The organism is Paenarthrobacter sp. TE3676 (genome assembly GCF_056279165.1).
This window is the reverse complement of the sequence record NZ_JBWBQU010000005.1, coordinates 124752-144292: the sequence shown is the minus strand read 5'-3', so window position 1 is coordinate 144292 and position 19541 is coordinate 124752. Positions and strand designations below refer to the sequence as shown.

Here is a 19541-nt window from a genome sequence, read left to right as displayed (position 1 = left end):
ACGTGCGCAATTACACGACTGAAACCGAGCCCGCTCCCGTTGTGAGTCCTTGGGTTGATGAACTGCTTCCCGGACTCATCGACTTCCGGCGTGACCTCCATGCGCACCCCGAGCTTTCCTTCAAGGAATTCCGCACCACCGACAAGCTGGTGGAGCGCCTTGAAGCAGCCGGGCTGAAGCCGCGGCGCCTGGAGGAGACCGGACTGACGGTGGACGTGGGCGAGGGCCCCATTGCCACAGCCCTTCGCGGGGATATCGACGCACTGCCGATCATTGAGGAAACCGGCCTGCCGTTCGCGTCGAAGAACCATGGTGTCACCCACGCTTGCGGCCACGACGTCCATACCACTGCCATGCTCGGCATCGCCCTCACGCTGCAGCGGATGCACAAGAACAATCCGCTGGGCGGCACGGTCCGGATCATCTTCCAGCCTGCCGAGGAAACCATGCCGGGCGGCGCACTGTCCTGCATTGAGCAGGGAGTGCTTGAAGGCGTGCCGCGTATCCTGGCGCTGCACTGCGATCCCCGGATCAACGTGGGCCAGATCGGTACCCGCATCGGCGCCATTACCTCCGCCTCGGACACCATCAAGATTGAGCTCTCCGGACGCGGCGGACACACGTCGCGTCCGCACCTCACCGAGGACCTCGTCTTCGCGTTGGCGCAAATAGCGGTCAACGTGCCGGCTGTCCTTTCGCGTCGGGTGGATGTCCGCAGCGGCGTATCGGTGGTGTGGGGGCAAATTTCGGCCGGCTCCGCACCGAATGCCATCCCGGGCTCCGGCTACATGGCCGGAACCATGCGTTGCCTGGATCGCGATGCCTGGCATAGCGCGGGGGAGTTGTTGGACGACGTCGTCAGGCAGGTCGCCGCGCCCTACGGCGTGGACGTCCATCTTGAACACACCCGCGGCGTGCCGCCGGTAGTGAACTCCGAGCATGAAACGGCCCTCATCGAAGCCTCTGCCCGCGCGGAACTCGGCGAAAACGCGGTGGTCCTCACTCCGCAGTCCATGGGTGGCGAGGACTTCGCCTGGTTCCTGGCCGACTTGCCAGGGGCCATGATGCGCCTGGGCACGCACACCCCCGGTGGCGAAGAGTACGACCTCCACCGTGGCGACTTCATCGTTGACGAGCGCGCACTCGGCTACGCCATCCGCGTGCTGACGGCCGCTGCCCTCCGCACCATCCGCGATCTCGAACAGTAAACCCGACTGAGTCGCATTTAAGCGCGTTTTGAGCTGTCAGAACGCGCTTAAATGCGACTCAGTTGGGTGCGGGCGGCCGAGATAGGTTGTGCACAATTGAATTGTGCACTATCGTTTTAGTCATGAGTGATGCACCCCGCCTCCGCCACCAGGTCTGCTTTGCGCTGTACTCGGCATCCAAAGCGGCGACGGCGGTCTACCGTCCTGTGCTGGAGGACCTTGGCCTGACGTACCCGCAGTACCTGGCGATGCTGGTCCTCTGGGAGCAGGAACCGCGCAGCGTCCGCGAGCTGGGCGCTGAACTGGGCCTCGACTCGGGCACCTTGTCGCCCCTGCTCAAGCGGCTGGAGGCCATGGGGCTGGTGGAACGCCACCGCTCGGCCGAGGATGAGCGCCGGGTGGACGTGGTCCTCACCGAGGCCGGCACCGCCTTGAGTGCCCGGGCCCAGGCTGTGCCCAAGCGTCTCGCAGACGCCGCCGGCCTATCGCCCGATGAAATCGAGCAGCTACACGCAACGCTCGGCAAGCTCACGGCAGCGCTGAACCGCTCACTCTGACAAACCTCCGGAAAATCCCGGGACATCCATTCCCAAAGAGAACGGAAACACCATGAAGACTCTTTACACCGCCGAGGCACTGGCATCCGGCGAAGGCCGCGACGGCAACGCACGCACCAACGACGGCAAGCTGGACGTCGCCCTTGCCAGCCCCGTGGAACTCGGGGGCAACGGCGAAGGAACCAACCCTGAGCAGCTGTTCGCAGCCGGCTACGCCGCGTGCTTCCACTCGGCTTTGCGACTCGTGGGTCGCAAGGAACGCGTTGACCTCAGCGACTCGGCCGTTGCCGCCAAAGTCCACTTTGGTGCGCTGACGGACAGCGAAGGATATGGACTGGCCGCCGAACTGGAAATCGCGCTGCCCGCCCTGGACCGCGCTACTGCGGAGCAGCTGATGGCCAAGGCGCATCAGATCTGCCCCTACTCCAACGCTACGCGCGGCAATATGGCCGTAGACCTCAAGCTCGTGGAGTTCGCAGCATGAGCGCCGTGGCAACCGAAACCCGCGAAATCCAGCTTGCCTCCCGCCCGGTCGGCCGCCCTGCTCCCGAGAACTTCCGGCTGGCAACAGCGCCGCTACCCGAGCTCGCGGAGGGCCAGCTCCTGGTGAAGAACCAGTTCATGTCCGTGGATCCCTACATGCGCGGCCGCATGAATGACGTCAAGTCGTACTCGGCGCCGTTCCGCTTGGATGCAGCGCTCGACGGCGGTGCGGTAGGTGAGGTGATCGCGTCCCGTTCGGACGCGCACAAGGTAGGTGACGTCGTCGTGCACCAACTTGGCTGGCGCGAGCACGCGGTGGTGGACGCCGCCGCGACTACGCCGGTTCCGTCGGGGTTGGCCCCCACCTCGGCGTTCCTTGGCGCGCTTGGCATGACAGGCCTGACCGCCTATGCCGGGTTGCTGAAGGTCGCTGAGTTCAAAGAGGGCGACGTGGTCTTCGTGTCCGGAGCGGCAGGGGCGGTCGGCTCGATGGTTGGCCAGATCGCCAAGGCCATGGGCGCTTCCAGGGTCATCGGCAGCGCCGGATCGCCGGAGAAGGTTGCCCGATTGCTGGAGCTCGGCTTCGATGCTGCGTTCAACTACAACGATGCTCCCGTTCTGGACCAACTGAAGGAAGCAGCGGGGGAGCGCGGCATTGACGTCTACTTCGATAACGTCGGTGGCGAGCACCTCGAAGCAGCACTTGCCACGCTCACGGTTGGCGGCCGCGTCGCAATGTGCGGTGCGATTGCCCAGTACAACTCCACGGAGCCCCCGGTGGCGCCGCGGAACCTGGCTGTGGCCATCGGCAAGCAGCTCACCCTGCGCGGATTCCTGGTGGGCGGGCAGCGACAGCACGCCCCCGAGTTCGCGCAGAAGATGGCCGGCTGGCTGGCCGATGGGTCCGTCAGCTACGACGAAACAATCGTGGACGGACTGGAGAATGCACCGCAGGCATTCATGGACCTGTTGGACGGTGCGAACACGGGAAAGATGCTGGTTCGCCTCTAGCTCACGCGTGAAACGCGTGTGACTTGCGCACCCGGCTACTGCTTGGTAACAAAAGGTCAACAATCTGACCTGGAGTGATCATTTGTGGTAGCTGGGTGTGTTGCAGGCCACTAGTGTTGGTTTCATCAATGCGCTTCGGCGCAGCTGCGAGCATCAGTGAAAACAGAATTTCTGCCTCAGGTATAGGAAACGGACACTCATTGACCATCCGTCGTAGCGCCAATCACTTTCTTCCTGGAGGAAAATTGAAGAAACCACTGCGTGCCACCCTGAAGCGCGGTTCAATGGCCGGTGTTGCCACCCTCGGTGCAGCAGCGCTCCTGCTGACCAGCTGCGGCCAGGCTCCCGACGCCGGATCCGGCGGGGCGACCAAGAGTGACTTTACTGGCTGCATCGTGTCGGACTCCGGCGGATTCGACGACCAGTCCTTCAACCAGTCCTCATTCGAGGGCCTCAAGAAGGCAGAGTCTGATTTGGGCATCACGGTAAAGTCGGCCGAATCCAAAGCCAACAGCGACTTCGAAACCAACCTCAACGGCATGATCTCCGCAGGCTGTAACCTCACTGTCACGGTTGGCTTCCTTTTGGGCGATGCCACTAAGGCCGCCGCAGAGAAGAACACCGACAAGCACTTCGCGATCGTCGACTACACGTACGAGACTCCGATCGCCAACGTCAAGCCGATCGTCTATGACACGGCCCAGGCTGCATACCTTGCAGGCTACGCGGCTGCAGCTACCACCAAGACCAACAAGGTGGGTACCTTCGGCGGCATCAAGATCCCCACGGTTACCATCTTCATGGACGGCTTCTACGACGGCGTACAGGCCTACAACAAGGCCAAGGGCAAGTCAGTACAGGTTGTTGGCTGGGACAAGAACACCCAGGACGGTTCGTTCACTGGCGACTTTGAGAAGCAGGACACCGGCAAGCAGGTCACCATCAACCTGCTGGACCAGGGCGCGGACATCATCATGCCCGTAGCCGGACCGGTTGGTAAGGGTGCAGGTGCTGCTTTGAAGGAAGCCAAGGCTGCCGGCAAGGACGTCAAGCTCATCTGGGTTGACTCCGATGGCTACCTCACCGCTCCCGAGTACAAGGACCTGATGCTGACCTCCGTGGTCAAGCAGATGGGCGAAGCTGTTGAAGCCGTGGTGAAGGACGACACGGAAGGCAAGTTCAACAACGAAGCCTACGTCGGAACGTTGGAGAACGATGGCGTTGCCCTCGCCCCGTTCCACGATCTCGACTCCGCTGTCACCGCTGAAACCAAGTCCGAGCTCGATGCCCTGAAGGCTGACATCGTCTCCGGCAAGCTGGTTGTCGAATCGGCAGCGAGCCCTAAGAAGTAAATCAATTCCTGGACGCGCCGCCAGTACCGAGCCCCGGTACTGGCGGCGCGTTTTTGCCCTGACTACGCTGGGCTTCAAAGCCAATGGCTTTGGAGCAGTACAGCCGTCCCTCGGACTCACAGAACGGTGGGAGTTGTGAAACTCGAATTGAAGGGGATCTCGAAAGCCTTCGGGACCTTCTACGCCAACCAAGACATCGACCTCGTGGTCGAATCCGGCCAGATCCATTGCCTCCTCGGCGAAAATGGTGCCGGCAAATCAACCCTCATGAACGTGCTGTACGGGCTGTACGAGCCAACAGCCGGCCAGATCCTGGTAAATGACCAGCCGGTCAATTTCCGTGGACCGGGTGACGCGATGGCGGCCGGCATCGGCATGGTGCACCAGCACTTCATGCTGGTCCCCGTCTTTACCGTGGCGGAAAACGTTGCCCTCGGCGCGGAACCGACCACGTTCGGCGGTGTGCTCAGCATCGACGAAACCCGGAAGAAAATCCGGGAGATTTCCGATCAATACGGCTTCGACGTCGATCCCGACGCCTTGGTGGAGGACCTCCCCGTGGGTGTGCAACAGCGAGTCGAGATCATCAAAGCGCTGGTGCGTGAAGCGAAAGTCCTCATTTTGGACGAGCCCACCGCGGTTCTGACGCCTCAGGAAACCGATGAACTCCTGGACATCATGCGGCAACTCAAAGCCGGCGGCACGTCCATCGTCTTCATCTCGCACAAGCTGCGCGAAGTGAAGGCTGTCTCGGACGTCATCACCGTCATCCGCCGCGGCAAGGTGGTGGGAGATGCGCCTCCCACTGCGTCAGCCACGGAACTGGCGTCCATGATGGTTGGGCGCCCGGTGAGCCTGAGCTTGAACAAAGCTCCCGCGCAGCCTAAGGAAACCACGTTCGTGGTGGAAAACCTGACAGTGCGTGCGGCGAACGGCACCAATGTGGTGGACGGAATCAGCTTCGACATCGCCCAAGGTGAGATTCTCGCCGTCGCCGGTGTCCAAGGCAATGGCCAAACGGAACTGACCGAAGCCATCTTGGGTGTCCAGGAGCATGTAACCGGCTCCGTGACCCTTGATGGCAAGCAACTGCTGGGCCTTCCCGTCAAGGACGTGCTGCGTTCCGGCGTCGGGTTTGTTCCGGAGGACCGGACGGTAGACGGGCTGGTGGGGCCGTTCTCCGTGGCAGAGAACCTGGTCCTGGACCTTTACGACCAAGCACCGTTTGCCAGTGGCATCAGCATGAAGCCTGCCAAGGTTGCGGAGCACGCGAAGGCCAAGATCGAGGAATTCGATATCCGGACTCCTTCTGCGGCATCGGCTGCCGGAACTTTGTCCGGCGGCAACCAGCAGAAAGTGGTCATGGCCAGGGAACTGTCCCGGCCCTTGCGGTTGTTTATCGCGAGCCAGCCCACACGCGGTGTGGATGTTGGTTCCATCGAGTTCCTGCACAAGCGCATCGTTGCCGAGCGCGACGTCGGAACGCCGGTCATGATCGTTTCCACTGAGCTTGATGAGGTCATTGAGCTCGCCGACCGGATTGCCGTGCTGTACAAAGGCAAGCTCGTGGGCATTGTCCCTGCTGGAACACCCCGCGACACCCTTGGCTTGATGATGGCCGGCGTCGGCCCTGAAGGAGGCTCCGATGACAACTAAAGACGAGTCAGGCAAAGACCAAACACCCGGGGAATCCACCTCTGAAGTGCGGGCGGCAGACGTCGCCCTGGACACCGCCGGAGGGACGCTGGAACCTTCCATAGTGCCCGTTTCCTCCCAAAGTGGGGACCCGGGACACCAGCAAGGCAGCCTCCTGCGCCGGATCGTGATGGGCAGCGGCTTTGTCTCCGTCCTGGCGGTCATTGTGGCGCTCTTCCTCGGCGGCTTGCTGATTGCCAGCACGGACGCCCAGGTGGCAAAAACCGCGGGCTACTTGTTCGCACGCCCCACGGACTTCCTGAGTGCGTTGTGGACAGCCATGACCGAGAGCTACGTTGCACTCTTCCAAGGCGCTGTGTTCAATCCACGTGAAGGCTTCAAGCCCTTGCTCGAAACCATGACCGTGGCAACCCCGCTGATCTGTGCCGGCCTTGGCGTTGCACTTGCATTCCGCGCCGGCTTGTTCAACATCGGTGCCCAGGGGCAGATCATCATCAGCGCCACCCTCGCTGCCTACGTAGGGTTTGCCTGGCACCTGCCGTTCGGCCTGCACCTGCTGGTAGTCATCATCATGGGCGTCCTGGGTGGAGCTCTGTGGGGTGCCATTGTGGGCATCCTCAAGGCCCGGACCGGCGCGCATGAAGTCATCGTCACCATCATGCTGAACTATGTGGCATTGTTCCTGCTCGACTTCCTGCTGAACACTGCTGCGTTCCGGCGTCCGGGGGACAACAGCCCCATTTCGCCACGCCTCGATGAATCGGCAACGTATCCCGTCCTCATCCCGGGATCCCGACTCCACGTGGGCTTCCTCGTGGCAATCGCGCTGACCTACGGTGTGTGGTGGCTGCTGAACCGATCCACCATCGGCTTCGAGTTCCGTGCCGTCGGTGCCAACCCCGTCGCAGCGCGGACCGCCGGCGTCAAAGTATCCCGCGCCACCATCCTGGTGATGGCCATGGCCGGCGCCCTCGCCGCGTTCGGTGGTATTGCCCAAGTAGCCGGCACCGAAAAGGTGCTGACAGGCGGCGTCGCCGCCCAGATCGGCTTCGATGCGATCACTGTTGCCCTGTTGGGACGCAGTACACCGTGGGGGACGTTCTTTGCCGGACTCCTGTTCGGAGCTTTCCGTGCAGGCGCAGTGCAGATGCAGATCCAGACCGGAACGCCCATCGACATCGTGCTGGTGGTGCAGTCGCTCATTGTGCTCTTCATCGCCGCGCCGCCCCTCATCCGTTCGATCTTCCGGCTTGAGCCCAAGAAGAAGAACAAGAACAAGACACCGAAGGCGGCCCCGAAAGCTGCCCTTGCCAACGCCACCGGAGGTGCCAAGTGAGCGCGACAACCACCGCTCCCAAGTCGGGATCAACGGCCCTGCCGGCGTTCCGGCCTTCCATGAAGGTTCCGCTTTCCCTCGGCATCCTGGCGCTCATGGCCTTGGTCTTCTTCGGCTTCCTTGGCCCGGACCAGACAGCCGAGATGAAGATCAGCGACGCCGGCGACGCCGTTGCGGTCCCTGCCCTGATGATTCCGGGACAGGTGGGCGGAATTGTCCTGGGCATCCTGCTGCTGGCCATGGCCGCCTACTCGATCTACCTCTGGACCCAAGGAGAGCGGTCACCCAAGTGGCTGCCCATCGCGTTTGCAGTGGTGTTCGTGTTCGCCTTGCTTGTTTGGATCGTGGCAGGCGCCCGCCAGCCCTCCATCTCGCTGGCAGGTCTCGTTGCCGGTTCGGTGACACTTGCTGTCCCACTGGTCTTCGGCTCGCTCTCCGGCGTGCTCTGTGAGCGTGTGGGCGTTGTAAACATCGCCATCGAGGGGCAGCTCCTGGGCGGAGCATTCACTGCCGCCTTGGTGGCCACCATGACGGGCAGCCCGTACATCGGCCTGATTGCAGCCGCTGCGGCGGGTGCTGCTGTGTCCATGGTCCTGGCCGTGTTCAGCATCAAATACCTGGTCAACCAGATCATCGTCGGTGTGGTTTTGAACGTGTTGGTCTCCGGCCTCACAGGCTTCCTGTACGGCACGTTGATGGTGCCCAACAAGGAACAGTTCAATACCCCGGGCCGCTTGGACATCCTGCCGATCCCGCTGCTTTCGGACATCCCCATCATCGGGCCCATCCTGTTCGAGCAGTCCATCGCGGGCTACCTCATGTACATTGCGGTGGCCGTGGTGTGGTTTGGTTTGTTCAAGACCCGCTGGGGCCTCCGCGTCCGGGCCGTGGGTGAACACCCGCAGGCTGCTGACACCTTGGGTATCAACGTCAACGCAACCCGTTTCTGGAACGTCACGTTGGGTGGTGCCATTGCGGGTATCGGTGGTGCCGTCTTCACACTGGTGACCATCGACTCCTTCACCAAGGACATCTCCGGTGGCCGCGGCTTCATTGCCTTGGCTGCCCTGATCTTTGGGCGCTGGAATCCGATCGGCGCGTTCCTGGCCTCGCTGCTGTTCGGCTTCGCCTACAACCTGCAGTCCATCCTGGGCATCATCGGCACCCCGGTACCGAGCCAGTTCATGGCCATGCTGCCGTACCTGGTGACCATCTTCGCCGTCGCCGGCCTGGTAGGTAAGTCACGGCCACCGGCCGCAAGCGGCATACCGTACGTGAAGGGTTGACGATGCCAGCGGAAGATATCGAATGGCAGGCCTTGGAAGACGCGGCTAAAGAGGCAATGCAACAGGCGTACGCGCCCTATTCCAAGTTCCCGGTGGGGGCTGCGGCGCTCACCGAGGACGGCCGGATCGTCAGCGGCTGCAACGTTGAGAACGCCAGCTACGGGCTGACTCTCTGCGCCGAATGTGCCCTGGTCGGCCAGCTCCACATGACAGGCGGCGGCAAAATCGCCGCGTTCTACTGCGTGGATGGGCAAGGCAACATCCTCATGCCGTGCGGGCGTTGCCGCCAGCTGCTCTATGAATTCAGGGCGCCCGGAATGCAGCTCATGACAACGCAGGGAATCAAATCCATGGACCAGGTACTTCCTGACGCCTTTGGTCCAGAACATCTGGAGGAAACCACGTGACCACCACTGAAGCGTTCGACGCCGTCCAGATCATTTCCATCAAGCGGGACAAGGGCACGCTCACTCCCGAGCAGATCGACTGGACCATTGATGCCTACACCCGCGGCGTGATCGCCGAGGAACAGATGGCGGCACTGAACATGGCCATCCTGCTGAACGGCATGGACCGCGCCGAGATTTCACGCTGGACATCGGCCATGATCGCCTCGGGCGAGCGGATGGACTTTTCGTCCCTGACAAGGCCCGACGGCGGCCGGAAGGCTACCAGCGACAAGCACTCCACCGGTGGGGTGGGGGATAAGATCACGCTGCCGCTGGCGCCGCTGGTGGCCGTGTTCGGTGTCGCAGTTCCGCAGCTTTCGGGCCGCGGCCTGGGCCACACCGGCGGGACGCTGGACAAGCTGGAGGCCATCCCCGGGTGGCGGGCCAACCTGAGCAACGACGAAATCATGGCCCAGCTTCAGGACGTCGGAGCAGTCATCTGTGCTGCAGGTTCAGGGCTCGCACCCGCGGACAAGAAGCTCTATGCCTTGCGTGACGTCACTGGAACGGTGGAAGCCATCCCGCTGATTGCCTCCTCGATCATGAGCAAGAAGATCGCCGAAGGAACAGGCTCCTTGGTGCTGGACGTCAAAGTGGGTTCGGGCGCCTTCATGAAAGACGAAGCACGGGCCCGGGAGCTTGCAGAGACCATGGTGGCTTTGGGCAAGGACGCAGGCGTACACACCGTCGCGCTGATCACGGACATGTCCACACCGTTGGGGTTGACCGCGGGTAACGCCATCGAGGTGGAGGAATCAGTGGAGGTCCTTGCCGGCGGCGGTCCGGAAGACGTCGTCGAACTGACCGTCCGCCTGGCCGAGGAGATGCTGGCCGGTGCCGGCATCCACGATGCCGATCCCGCCGCTGCCCTGAAGGACGGGCGGGCCATGGACGTCTGGAACCGGATGATCGAAGCCCAAGGTGGAGATCCCCGGGCCGCGCTGCCCGTTGCCAGGGAATCGGAGGTTGTCTACGCTCCGGCAGACGGCGTCCTGGTGGAACTGGACGCGCTTTCCGTGGGTATTGCCGCCTGGCGCCTGGGTGCTGGCCGTGCCCGCAAGGAAGACCAGGTTCAAGCCGGTGCCGGAGTACGGCTGCACGCCAAGCCCGGCGCGTTGGTCCGGGCAGGCGAGCCATTGATGACACTCCTGACGGATAGCCCGGAAAAGTTCGACCGGGCCAAGGAAGCGCTCCAGAGTGCCGTCGTGATTGCTCCTGAAGGGTCACGTCCGGCGCATCAGCTGATCATCGACCGCATCGCCTAGGCTTAAGTGTCCCGGGCTGTTTCCAGGAACAGCCCGGGACACTAGCCATCCGGCGCCTGTGGGGGAGCCGGCTATCGTAAGGAAACCGTGCAGGGCATCAACGATTTCATCCTCGCCGCGGCGGAACAGCCGTGGGTGTTGGTCCTGGTGCTGGCCTGCTGCGTGATTGATGGTTTCTTCCCGCCCATCCCCAGCGAATCCGTGGTGGTGGGCCTGAGTGCCGTGTCCGGCAGCAGCGGCTCACCCAACGTGTGGCTGCTGGGCTTGATGGCAGCTATCGGCGCGTTCTCCGGGGATAACATCGCCTACATCATTGGACACCGCATCGGCATCCAACGCTGGCGCTGGATGCGCACCCAGCGGATGCAGGGCGCCTTTCGTTGGGCGGGCAAGGAACTTCGACGCCGGTCAGCCTCGCTCATCATGGTGGCCCGGTTCATCCCCATTGGCAGGGTGGCAGTCAACCTGACGGCCGGCGCAACGCACTTCCACCACCGCAAATTCGTGGCCCTGACCGCCATGTCGGCCGTCCTGTGGGCAACGTATTCGGTGATCCTCGGGTACTTCTTCGGTGTCTGGTTCGAGGACAACCACCTGCTGGGTGCCGTCATAGCGATCGTGGTAGCCGTGATCCTGGGAATCATCATCGATCGCATCATCAGCAAAGTCCGGGGATCAGTGCCTTTGGATGGCAAGAACATTCCTGAGGAAGACGCCCCGGCTCCACCCACGGTATGACGATTCGTGCCACGGAAGATCAGCCCGGCGGTTGACGACCACAACCTCATCAAACCGATAGCGTTAAACGCGTGATCCCAAGGCTGGGACGTAGCGAACGACGTCCCGGCCGTGGGACACTAGAGCGACTTCCGTCACATCGTCAAGTCACATTCGTCTAGGAGCTACCCCCGCGTGGAGTTTTTGAATCAAATGCTCGAGCATGCAGCCGGGCAGCCCTGGATATACCCGGTACTTCTGGTCTTCTTTTTCATTGACGGATTCGCCACGATTCTCCCCAGCGAAACAGCCATTGTGGGCCTCTCGGCGCTGTCCCTTCACAGCGGAGAACCCAACCTGTGGATTCTGGGTGCAACTGCGTTGGTAGGTGCCATGGCCGGCGACAACATGGCTTACATGTTGGGCCGCAAGATCGGCCTCACCCGCTGGAAGTGGATGCGGCGACCCAAGGTCCAGAAAATGTTCGCGTGGGCACAGTACGAGTTGGACAAGCGCGGTGCGGTCCTGATCTTCACCGCCCGCTACATTCCGTGGGGTCGGGTAGCGGTGAACTACGTCGCCGGGCAGACCGGATTTCGCCACCGCACCTTCTTCTGGCTGGACGCCTTCGCCTGCATCACGTGGGTTGGCTACTCAATCGGCATTGGCTTGCTCGCAGGTCAGTGGGTACACCACAACCCGCTCCTCGGCGTCGGAATTGCAGTGGCCTTCGCCGTGGTCCTCGGTATCGTGGTGGACCATGCCTTGCGCTGGTGGCACAAGTACCTTGAGAAGAAGGACCAGGCCCGTGAAGCGGCCGCAAGCAATGCAGCTCCCGCAGCGGAGCCGAATCTGTCGCAAAAAGCAGTTGCCGGGGCCGACCTCTCCAATCCTGCCGGCTAAGGACCTGCTGAGGGCGGCGGTGGGGACTAGTCTTAGTACGTGACTGAGCCCATTCTTGACGCTGCCCCTGCCCTTGACTTCGATCTGAAGAGCCTTCCCAAGGTTTCCCTCCACGATCATCTGGACGGAGGACTCCGCCCGGCCACCATCATCGAGCTGGCTGAGGCCGCCGGCCACACCCTGCCCTCCACCGATCCGGTGGCGCTGGGTGAATGGTTCCGTGAATCCGCTGACTCCGGTTCGCTGGTCCGCTACCTCGAAACGTTTGACCACACCGTCGCCGTCATGCAGACCAAGGAAGGCCTGTTCCGGGTCGCCAAGGAATTCGTGGAGGACCTGGCCGAGGACGGCGTCGTGTACGGCGAAGTCCGGTGGGCTCCTGAACAGCACCTGCAGCAGGGCCTGACCCTGGACGAAGTTGTGGAAGCAGTCCAGACCGGGCTGGAAGCCGGCATGGATTCCGCCGAAGAGCGCGGCCAGCAGATTCAGGTCGGGCAGCTCATCACTGCCATGCGCCACGCTGATCGTGGTCAGGAGATCGCCGAGCTGGCCGTCCGCCACCGCGCCAACGGCGCGGTCGGTTTCGACATTGCCGGCGCTGAAGACGGCTTCCTCCCGTCCCGCTTCAAGGACGCGTTCACCTACCTGGCCGAGAACAACTTCCCGGCAACGGTCCACGCCGGCGAGGCTGCCGGCCTGGAGAGCATCCAGTCTGCCCTGGTGGACGGCCGTGCCCTGCGCCTTGGCCATGGCGTGCGGATCGCCGAGGACATCTCGGTGGAGTTTGAGGACAACTCCGACGACGACGGCGAGGACACCATCGGCATGGTGACCATCGGCAGCGTGGCAGCATGGGTTCGCGACCGCGGAATCGCCCTTGAAATCTGCCCTTCCTCCAACCTCCAGACCGGTGCCATTTCCGGCTTTGGCGACGGCATCGAAAGCCACCCGGTGGACATGCTCTTCCAGCTCGGCTTCAACGTCACCATCAACACGGACAACCGCCTCATGAGCGGCGTGACGCTTACCGACGAGTTCGAACTCCTGGTGGAGACCTTCGACTACGACCTCGATGATCTGCTCGAGCTGACGCTCAACGCGGCCGAGGCAGCGTTCCTGCCGCTGGACGAGCGTGAAGCCTTGGTTGAGTACATCAACGATGCCTACGCCAACCTCGGCTAACGATTCCAGCCTCCCGGAGCTGCATGGGCCCACAGCGGCCGGGGTCCCTGGCCGAGCTTGCGAGGTCGGGGAGCTGCTGGGGACGATTGCTGCCTTGCGGGAGCACTGTCCGTGGATGGGCGCACTGACCCACGAGTCGCTGGTGGAGTACCTGATCGAGGAAGCCTACGAAGTGGTTGATTCGATCGAAGCCGGTGCGATAGATGAAGAGCTCCGAGGCGAGCTGGGCGATGTGCTGCTTCAAGTAGTGCTTCATGCCCGGCTCGCCGAGGAGCGCGGCAGCTTTGATTTCGGGGATGTGGCGCGCAGTATCAATGCCAAGATGGTCCGGCGAAACCACCACGTCTTCAAGGCCGACGGTTCCCTGCAGGAGACTTTCCCGGCCAGCGTCGAGGAAATCATCGTCAAGTGGGACGCCGCCAAACGCGCGGAGAAGCCGGAGCGGAAGGACCCCTTCGAAGGGATTCCGCCCCACCTGCCGGCGTTGGCAGGAGCGCAGAAGTCCTTCGACCGGGCAGTCCGCGCCGGCATGCCCGTTGACGCCCAACGCCGACTGGCCGCCGTCGGACTTCCTGTCATTCCGGCCTCGGAAGAGGCGCTGGGGGAGCTGCTGCTCGCCATCGTCGCGGGTGCCCGGGAGCAAGGACTCGACGCCGAACGGGCCCTCCGTGCCGCAGTTCGATCGTTTCAGAACAACCAGGCGCAGCCTTCATGACGTGAGCCGTTGGAAGCCGTGCCGTAACGTAAGCCACTCTCGACTACGCTAGTAGCGACGAGGACGTTGAGAATTTCCCTCCACATTCCTGTAATTCGCCCATAAGGAGCACATCCATGGCGCTTATCGATGCCATCCACGCACGCGAGATCCTTGATTCCCGCGGAAACCCGACCGTAGAAGTTGAGGTCCTGCTCTCCGACGGCCAGATCGGCCGCGCAGCAGTTCCCTCCGGTGCCTCCACCGGCGAGCACGAAGCCGTTGAGCTTCGCGACGGCGACAAGGGCCGTTACCTCGGTAAGGGTGTCCAGAAGGCCGTTGACGCCGTCATCGACGAGATCTCCCCGGCCCTGATTGGTTTCGACGCCACTGACCAGCGCAGCATCGACCAGGCCATGATCGACCTGGACGGTACGCCCAACAAGGGCAAGCTCGGCGCCAACGCCATCCTGGGTGTATCCCTGGCCGTGGCCAACGCAGCTGCTGCTTCTGCTGACCTGCCGCTGTACAAGTACCTGGGCGGCCCGAACGCCCACGTCTTGCCCGTTCCGCTGATGAACATCCTCAACGGTGGCTCGCACGCCGACTCCGATGTTGACATCCAGGAATTCATGATTGCCCCGATCGGTGCCGAGACCTTCTCCGAAGGCCTGCGCTGGGGCGTTGAGGTCTACCACAACCTCAAGGCTGTCCTGCAGGAAAAGGGCCTCTCCACCGGCCTCGGCGACGAGGGTGGCTTTGCCCCCAACCTGCCGTCCAACCGCGCTGCACTGGACCTGATCCAGGAAGCCATCAAGAACGCCGGCTACACCCCGGGCACGGACATCGCACTTGCCTTGGACGTTGCGTCTTCCGAGTTCTACAAGGAAGGTGCTTACCAGTTCGAAGGCAAGGCACTTACTGCCACCGAGATGAGCGCCTACTACGCTGAGCTCGTTGCCGACTACCCGCTGGTTTCCATCGAAGACCCGCTGGACGAGAACGACTGGGAAGGCTGGAAGACCCTCACCGACACTATTGGTGACAAGGTCCAGCTTGTTGGCGACGATCTCTTTGTCACCAACCCGGTCCGCCTGCAGCAGGGCATCGAGACGGCCACGGCCAACTCCCTGCTGGTCAAGGTCAACCAGATCGGTTCCCTGACCGAGACGCTCGACGCCGTTTCCCTGGCTCAGCGCTCCGGCTACACCACCATTACCTCGCACCGCTCCGGCGAAACCGAGGACACCACTATTGCTGACATCGCCGTTGCCACCAACGCGGGCCAGATCAAGACCGGTGCCCCGGCCCGCTCCGAGCGTGTTGCCAAGTACAACCAGCTGCTGCGCATCGAAGAAGAACTCGACGACGCCGCACGCTACGCCGGCCGCAGCGCGTTCCCGCGTTTCAAGGGCTAGCCTTCAGCGAAAACACGTAACCGGTGGCTATGGTGGAAAGACCATGGCCGCCGGTTCTGTTTAACTCCGGTTCTGTTCACCACAGGCCAGGTCAGCAACAGCAAGCGCAGCAACCCGCCAGGCAAGCACCGGGCATTACAGGAGTGTCATGGCCACCCGTCGTCCAAAGGTACCCAGGGCCGACGCCCTTGGTCGCCCGTCAAGTGGTGCCCGTCCGTCTGGTGGTGCCCGTCCGGTCGGTGCATCCGGCGGGGCCGGCAAGGGTTCTGAAGGCGCAGGTTCCGAGGGCGCCGACGTCATCAAGGCCGAGTTCGGCGGGCCGCGGGCTTCGTCAAAGACATCGACGGCGGCGGTTGGCGCCAAAGCCCCTGGCAACAGCAAGACGCCCACCGGTACCAAGGCGGGCAAGGAGAGCAAGCCGGCAGGCACTTCCACGAAGGCTGCGGACAAGGGCACGGAAAGACCACGGCCCGGGGCGAAGGATGACCGGGAGCTGGATCCCGTACCGGCCAAGGCGTTCTCCGGCCGGATGCTCGCACTGGCTGTCGTGATGATTGCCATCACTGTCCTGCTGGCCCCCACCGTGAAGATTTTCCTCGAGAAACGCGCCGAAATTTCAGCGCTGGAAGCGGAAATTGCGAGCAGGAAAGCGGAGCAAACCGAGCTGAACAAGCAGCTCTCCCGGTGGCAGGACCCCAACTACGTGAAACAGCAGGCCCGCGACCGCATTAACATGGTTATGCCGGGTGAAACAGGTTACTGGGTGTTTGGGGGAGAAGAAGCCGCCGGCACACCGGGTGGCCGCACCGGCTCCGGATCGTCGGCAAACCCGGAGAATCTGCCCTGGGTGGATGCTCTCTGGGAGTCAATCAGACGATCGGCAACTGACTAGACGCGGTGCCCGCCGCCGTCGTGTCCGCATGGGACGCGACAAAAGGGGCAGGAAGGTTGGCAGCGCAAGTGGAAGAGAACACGGCAGCCGTGCCGCAGGAATCCCGCCAGCCATCAGCACACGATCTTGAGGTACTCAGCCGACAGCTGGGCAGGCCGGTCCGGGATGTTGTCGAGATCCCGGCGAGGTGCGTCTGCGGCAACCCCTTGGTGGCAGCGACAGCTCCCCGGCTCAGCAACGGAACACCGTTTCCCACCACCTTCTACCTGACCCACCCGGTCATCACTTCAGCGGTGTCCCGCCTTGAAGCTGGCGGGCTCATGAACGAGATGAACGAGCGACTGACCGCTGACCAGGAGTTGGCCGGCGCCTACCATGGCGCGCACGATGCCTACCTGCAGGCACGCAACCAGATTGCTGATCGCTCCGGCACCGGGGCAGTGCCCGAGATCGACGGTATCTCTGCGGGCGGTATGCCCACCCGCGTGAAGTGCCTGCATGTCCTGGTGGGGCATTCTTTGGCTGCCGGGCCGGGCGTCAATCCGCTGGGGGACGAGGCACTGGATGCCATCACTGAATGGTGGACCAAGGACCGCTGCTATTGCGACGGCGCTTGGGACACAGCCGGCGAGGCTCCTTCACGGGATTTGAGCCGCCATGGTCCGCAGGGGCTGCCTGACATCGTGGGGCGTCCCGCGCCGGTGCGGAAGTCCAAGATTGAATCCCTTGACGAGCAGGAAGGCACCGCATGAGCCGCGTGGCTGCCATTGACTGCGGTACCAACTCCATCCGGCTGCTTATCGCTGATGTCTCAGACGGACTACCGGACGCGCAGGGTCCGCTGACCGACGTCGTGCGTGAAATGCGCGTGGTGCGGCTGGGCCAGGGCGTCGATGCCACGGGCGAACTGGCTCCGGAGGCCTTGGAGCGCACCTTTGCTGCTACGCGGGACTACGCCCGGCTCATCCAGGAACACGGTGCCGAACGAGTCCGTTTTGCCGCTACTTCGGCAACTCGTGATGCCAGTAACCGCCAGGTCTTTGTGGACGGCATCCGGGATCTCCTGGGCGTACGGCCAGAGGTCATTTCCGGTGACGAGGAAGCTGCGTTGTCCTTCGCGGGAGCCAGCAGCGTCCTGCCCGCCACGGGGGAGGACGCCATCCTGGTGGTGGACCTGGGCGGAGGGAGTACCGAATTCGTACTGGGCGACTCCAGCGGCGTTATCGCAGCGCGCTCGGTGGACATTGGCTGCGTGCGGTTGACTGAACGTCACCTTCGCAGCGATCCGCCCACGGCTGCGCAAATCACCGCAGCAGAGGCCGACGTCGATGCCGCACTTGATCTTGCCGCTCAGACGGTACCGCTCGGCCGCGCCACAGCGGTGGTTGGGGTCGCTGGTTCCATCACCACCATCACCGCGCACGCATTGGGCCTGAGCGAATATGAGCCGGGCCGAATCCACGGCGCTTCGCTGGACGTCGAAACCATCACCGACGCCTGCACCAGCCTGCTGGAAATGACGCGCGAAGAACGTGCTGCCCTTCCCTACATGCACCCGGGACGCGTGGATGTGATCGGAGCGGGAGCTTTGGTTTGGCGCCGCATTCTGGCACGGATGGAATCGGTCAGCAACGGAACCATTCGTGCGGCTGTTTCCAGCGAACACGACATTCTTGACGGCATCGCCCTGAGTATCCGGGACGGCGAATGACGTTGCGGCACCGACGCATCCTGTCCGCTGCGCTTGCCACCATGTTGGCCGGCGGGGCGCTTGCAGGTGCGCTGTTGTCCGCGCCGGCAGCCAACGCGGATGCTTGGCGCGACAAGGAGTACTGGCTCAAGGAATCGGGTGTCACCAACGCTTGGCAGGTGTCCAAGGGCGCCGGCGTCAAGGTCGCGATCATCGATAGCGGCATTGACGGAAGCCACCCTGACCTCAAGGGCGTCGTGGTCGGTGGGACGGATGTCTCCGGGGCCGGGGCTCCGAACGGACAAAAGAGTATCGGCGCCAAGACCGAACACGGCACCCTTGTGGCAACCATGCTCGCCGGGCGCGGCCACACCACGCCCACCCCGTCGCCGTCGCCATCGGCATCAGGGTCAGCAGCTCCAAAGCCGGCCGCACCTCCACCGCCACCCACCACCCCGCCCGCCGGGGGACCGGACGGGATCACGGGCGTGGCGCCCGAAGCGGAGATTCTCGCCATCTCAACGTGGCTCGGTTCGCCCAACCCGGGCGGCAAGACAGACCAGGAGCAAATACCTGAAGCCGTGCGCTGGGCGGTGGACAACGGTGCCAAGGTCATCAACATTTCCCTCGGCAGTACTTCGCCGGATTGGCCGCAGAGCTGGGACGCAGCGTTCCTGTACGCGGAGCAAAAGGATGTGGTGATTGTTGCCGCAGCGGGAAACCGGGTGGGTGGCAACGTCCAGGTTGGTGCCCCGGCAACCATTCCCGGCGTCCTCACGGTAGCCGGGTTGGATGGCGAGGGACGCGCCAGCGTCGACTCATCGTCCCAGGGCATCAGTATTGGAGTAGCAGCTCCGGCGGAGAAACTGGTGGGCGGCATTCCCGGTGGTTCGTATGCCGAGTGGGCAGGAACCTCCGGTGCGGCACCCATCGTTTCAGGTGTGGCAGCACTGATCCGTTCCAAGTGGCCGGAAATGAGCGCTACCCAGGTCATCAACAGGATCGTCAGTACTGCCAAGGATGCCGGCGCCCCAGGCAAGGACCCCCTCTATGGGTATGGCATCCTCAACGCTGAGGCCGCGCTCAAGAACGACGTACCCACCACCAGCACCAACCCGCTGGGTTCCATCGCGGACTGGATCCGCGTCCACCGCCGCGGCGTCTTCAGCGAACCCTCACAAGCGCCCGTGGCGAGTCCTACCAGCGCCGCTCCGACGCTTGCCGATCCGACTGTCCCCGTCGCGAAGACGCCGGCCACCGTGGACGAAGCCCTTCCTGCCGCCGTCGTGCTGGGTTTTGGAGCGTTATTTATTGCCCTCGTGGCAGGTGCCGCGGTCCAGCTGCGAAGGGTCCTAAGGGACCCGCCAGTAGCGACTGAGGAGGCCGAAACAGGCGCCCTTTTGAAGGTGGATCCGCCTGCCCGGAAGTAGTTAGTGAAGATT

19 protein-coding genes are annotated in these 19541 nt (G+C 63.1%); all 19 read left to right on the top strand.

Annotation, left to right across the window (positions count from 1 at the left end; translation table 11 throughout):
• Positions 1–2: 2 nt before the first annotated feature.
• Positions 3–1208, top strand: a complete 1206-nt coding sequence (locus tag ACZ881_RS13470) for an amidohydrolase (RefSeq protein WP_091466055.1) — start codon at positions 3–5, stop codon at positions 1206–1208.
• A gap of 122 nt (positions 1209–1330) precedes the next feature.
• Positions 1331–1765: a MarR family winged helix-turn-helix transcriptional regulator gene (locus ACZ881_RS13465; RefSeq protein ID WP_091466057.1), complete on the top strand. Its 435-nt coding sequence runs from the start codon at positions 1331–1333 to the stop codon at positions 1763–1765.
• Between the two features lie 52 nt (positions 1766–1817).
• Positions 1818–2249 (top strand): organic hydroperoxide resistance protein, encoded by a 432-nt coding sequence (locus tag ACZ881_RS13460; RefSeq protein WP_476116149.1) that lies wholly within the window; start codon positions 1818–1820, stop codon positions 2247–2249.
• Complete coding sequence (locus ACZ881_RS13455) at positions 2246–3259, top strand: NADP-dependent oxidoreductase (RefSeq protein ID WP_476116147.1); 1014 nt, start codon at positions 2246–2248, stop codon at positions 3257–3259. Before ACZ881_RS13460 ends, ACZ881_RS13455 begins: the two co-directional genes overlap by 4 nt.
• Before the next feature lie 245 nt (positions 3260–3504).
• Positions 3505–4611, top strand: coding sequence for a BMP family lipoprotein (locus tag ACZ881_RS13450; RefSeq protein ID WP_414698783.1), 1107 nt, complete (start codon positions 3505–3507; stop codon positions 4609–4611).
• 135 nt (positions 4612–4746) lie between these two features.
• Positions 4747–6267: an ABC transporter ATP-binding protein gene (locus ACZ881_RS13445; RefSeq protein WP_179019259.1), complete on the top strand. Its 1521-nt coding sequence runs from the start codon at positions 4747–4749 to the stop codon at positions 6265–6267.
• Complete coding sequence (locus tag ACZ881_RS13440) at positions 6257–7603, top strand: ABC transporter permease (protein ID WP_476116144.1); 1347 nt, start codon at positions 6257–6259, stop codon at positions 7601–7603. Before ACZ881_RS13445 ends, ACZ881_RS13440 begins: the two co-directional genes overlap by 11 nt.
• The gene (locus ACZ881_RS13435) at positions 7600–8889 is read left to right on the top strand and encodes an ABC transporter permease (protein WP_476116142.1); all 1290 of its coding nucleotides are present in this window, start codon (positions 7600–7602) and stop codon (positions 8887–8889) included. The genes ACZ881_RS13440 and ACZ881_RS13435 overlap by 4 nt, the downstream gene beginning before the upstream one ends.
• A 2-nt stretch (positions 8890–8891) precedes the next feature.
• Positions 8892–9296: a cytidine deaminase gene (locus ACZ881_RS13430; protein ID WP_476116140.1), complete on the top strand. Its 405-nt coding sequence runs from the start codon at positions 8892–8894 to the stop codon at positions 9294–9296.
• The gene (locus ACZ881_RS13425) at positions 9293–10603 is read left to right on the top strand and encodes a thymidine phosphorylase (protein ID WP_091466070.1); all 1311 of its coding nucleotides are present in this window, start codon (positions 9293–9295) and stop codon (positions 10601–10603) included. Before ACZ881_RS13430 ends, ACZ881_RS13425 begins: the two co-directional genes overlap by 4 nt.
• A gap of 87 nt (positions 10604–10690) precedes the next feature.
• Positions 10691–11341, top strand: a complete 651-nt coding sequence (locus tag ACZ881_RS13420; RefSeq protein WP_017198718.1) for a DedA family protein — start codon at positions 10691–10693, stop codon at positions 11339–11341.
• Positions 11342–11533: 192 nt separating this feature from the next.
• Complete coding sequence (locus ACZ881_RS13415; RefSeq protein WP_476116488.1) at positions 11534–12223, top strand: DedA family protein; 690 nt, start codon at positions 11534–11536, stop codon at positions 12221–12223.
• A gap of 39 nt (positions 12224–12262) precedes the next feature.
• Positions 12263–13405, top strand: coding sequence for an adenosine deaminase (locus ACZ881_RS13410; RefSeq protein ID WP_017198716.1), 1143 nt, complete (start codon positions 12263–12265; stop codon positions 13403–13405).
• A 115-nt stretch (positions 13406–13520) separates the two neighbouring features.
• Positions 13521–14120 (top strand): MazG nucleotide pyrophosphohydrolase domain-containing protein, encoded by a 600-nt coding sequence (locus ACZ881_RS13405; RefSeq protein WP_476116486.1) that lies wholly within the window; start codon positions 13521–13523, stop codon positions 14118–14120.
• 116 nt (positions 14121–14236) lie between these two features.
• The gene (gene eno / locus ACZ881_RS13400; protein ID WP_091466077.1) at positions 14237–15517 is read left to right on the top strand and encodes a phosphopyruvate hydratase; all 1281 of its coding nucleotides are present in this window, start codon (positions 14237–14239) and stop codon (positions 15515–15517) included.
• Between the two features lie 148 nt (positions 15518–15665).
• A complete protein-coding gene (locus ACZ881_RS13395; RefSeq protein ID WP_476116137.1) occupies positions 15666–16409 on the top strand; it encodes an FtsB family cell division protein in 744 nt (247 codons plus the stop codon).
• A 68-nt stretch (positions 16410–16477) separates the two neighbouring features.
• Positions 16478–17161, top strand: a complete 684-nt coding sequence (locus tag ACZ881_RS13390) for a DUF501 domain-containing protein (protein WP_178997842.1) — start codon at positions 16478–16480, stop codon at positions 17159–17161.
• A complete protein-coding gene (locus tag ACZ881_RS13385; RefSeq protein WP_476116134.1) occupies positions 17158–18120 on the top strand; it encodes a Ppx/GppA phosphatase family protein in 963 nt (320 codons plus the stop codon). Before ACZ881_RS13390 ends, ACZ881_RS13385 begins: the two co-directional genes overlap by 4 nt.
• Positions 18117–19529 (top strand): S8 family serine peptidase, encoded by a 1413-nt coding sequence (locus tag ACZ881_RS13380; RefSeq protein ID WP_476116133.1) that lies wholly within the window; start codon positions 18117–18119, stop codon positions 19527–19529. The genes ACZ881_RS13385 and ACZ881_RS13380 overlap by 4 nt, the downstream gene beginning before the upstream one ends.
• Positions 19530–19541: the final 12 nt, after the last annotated feature.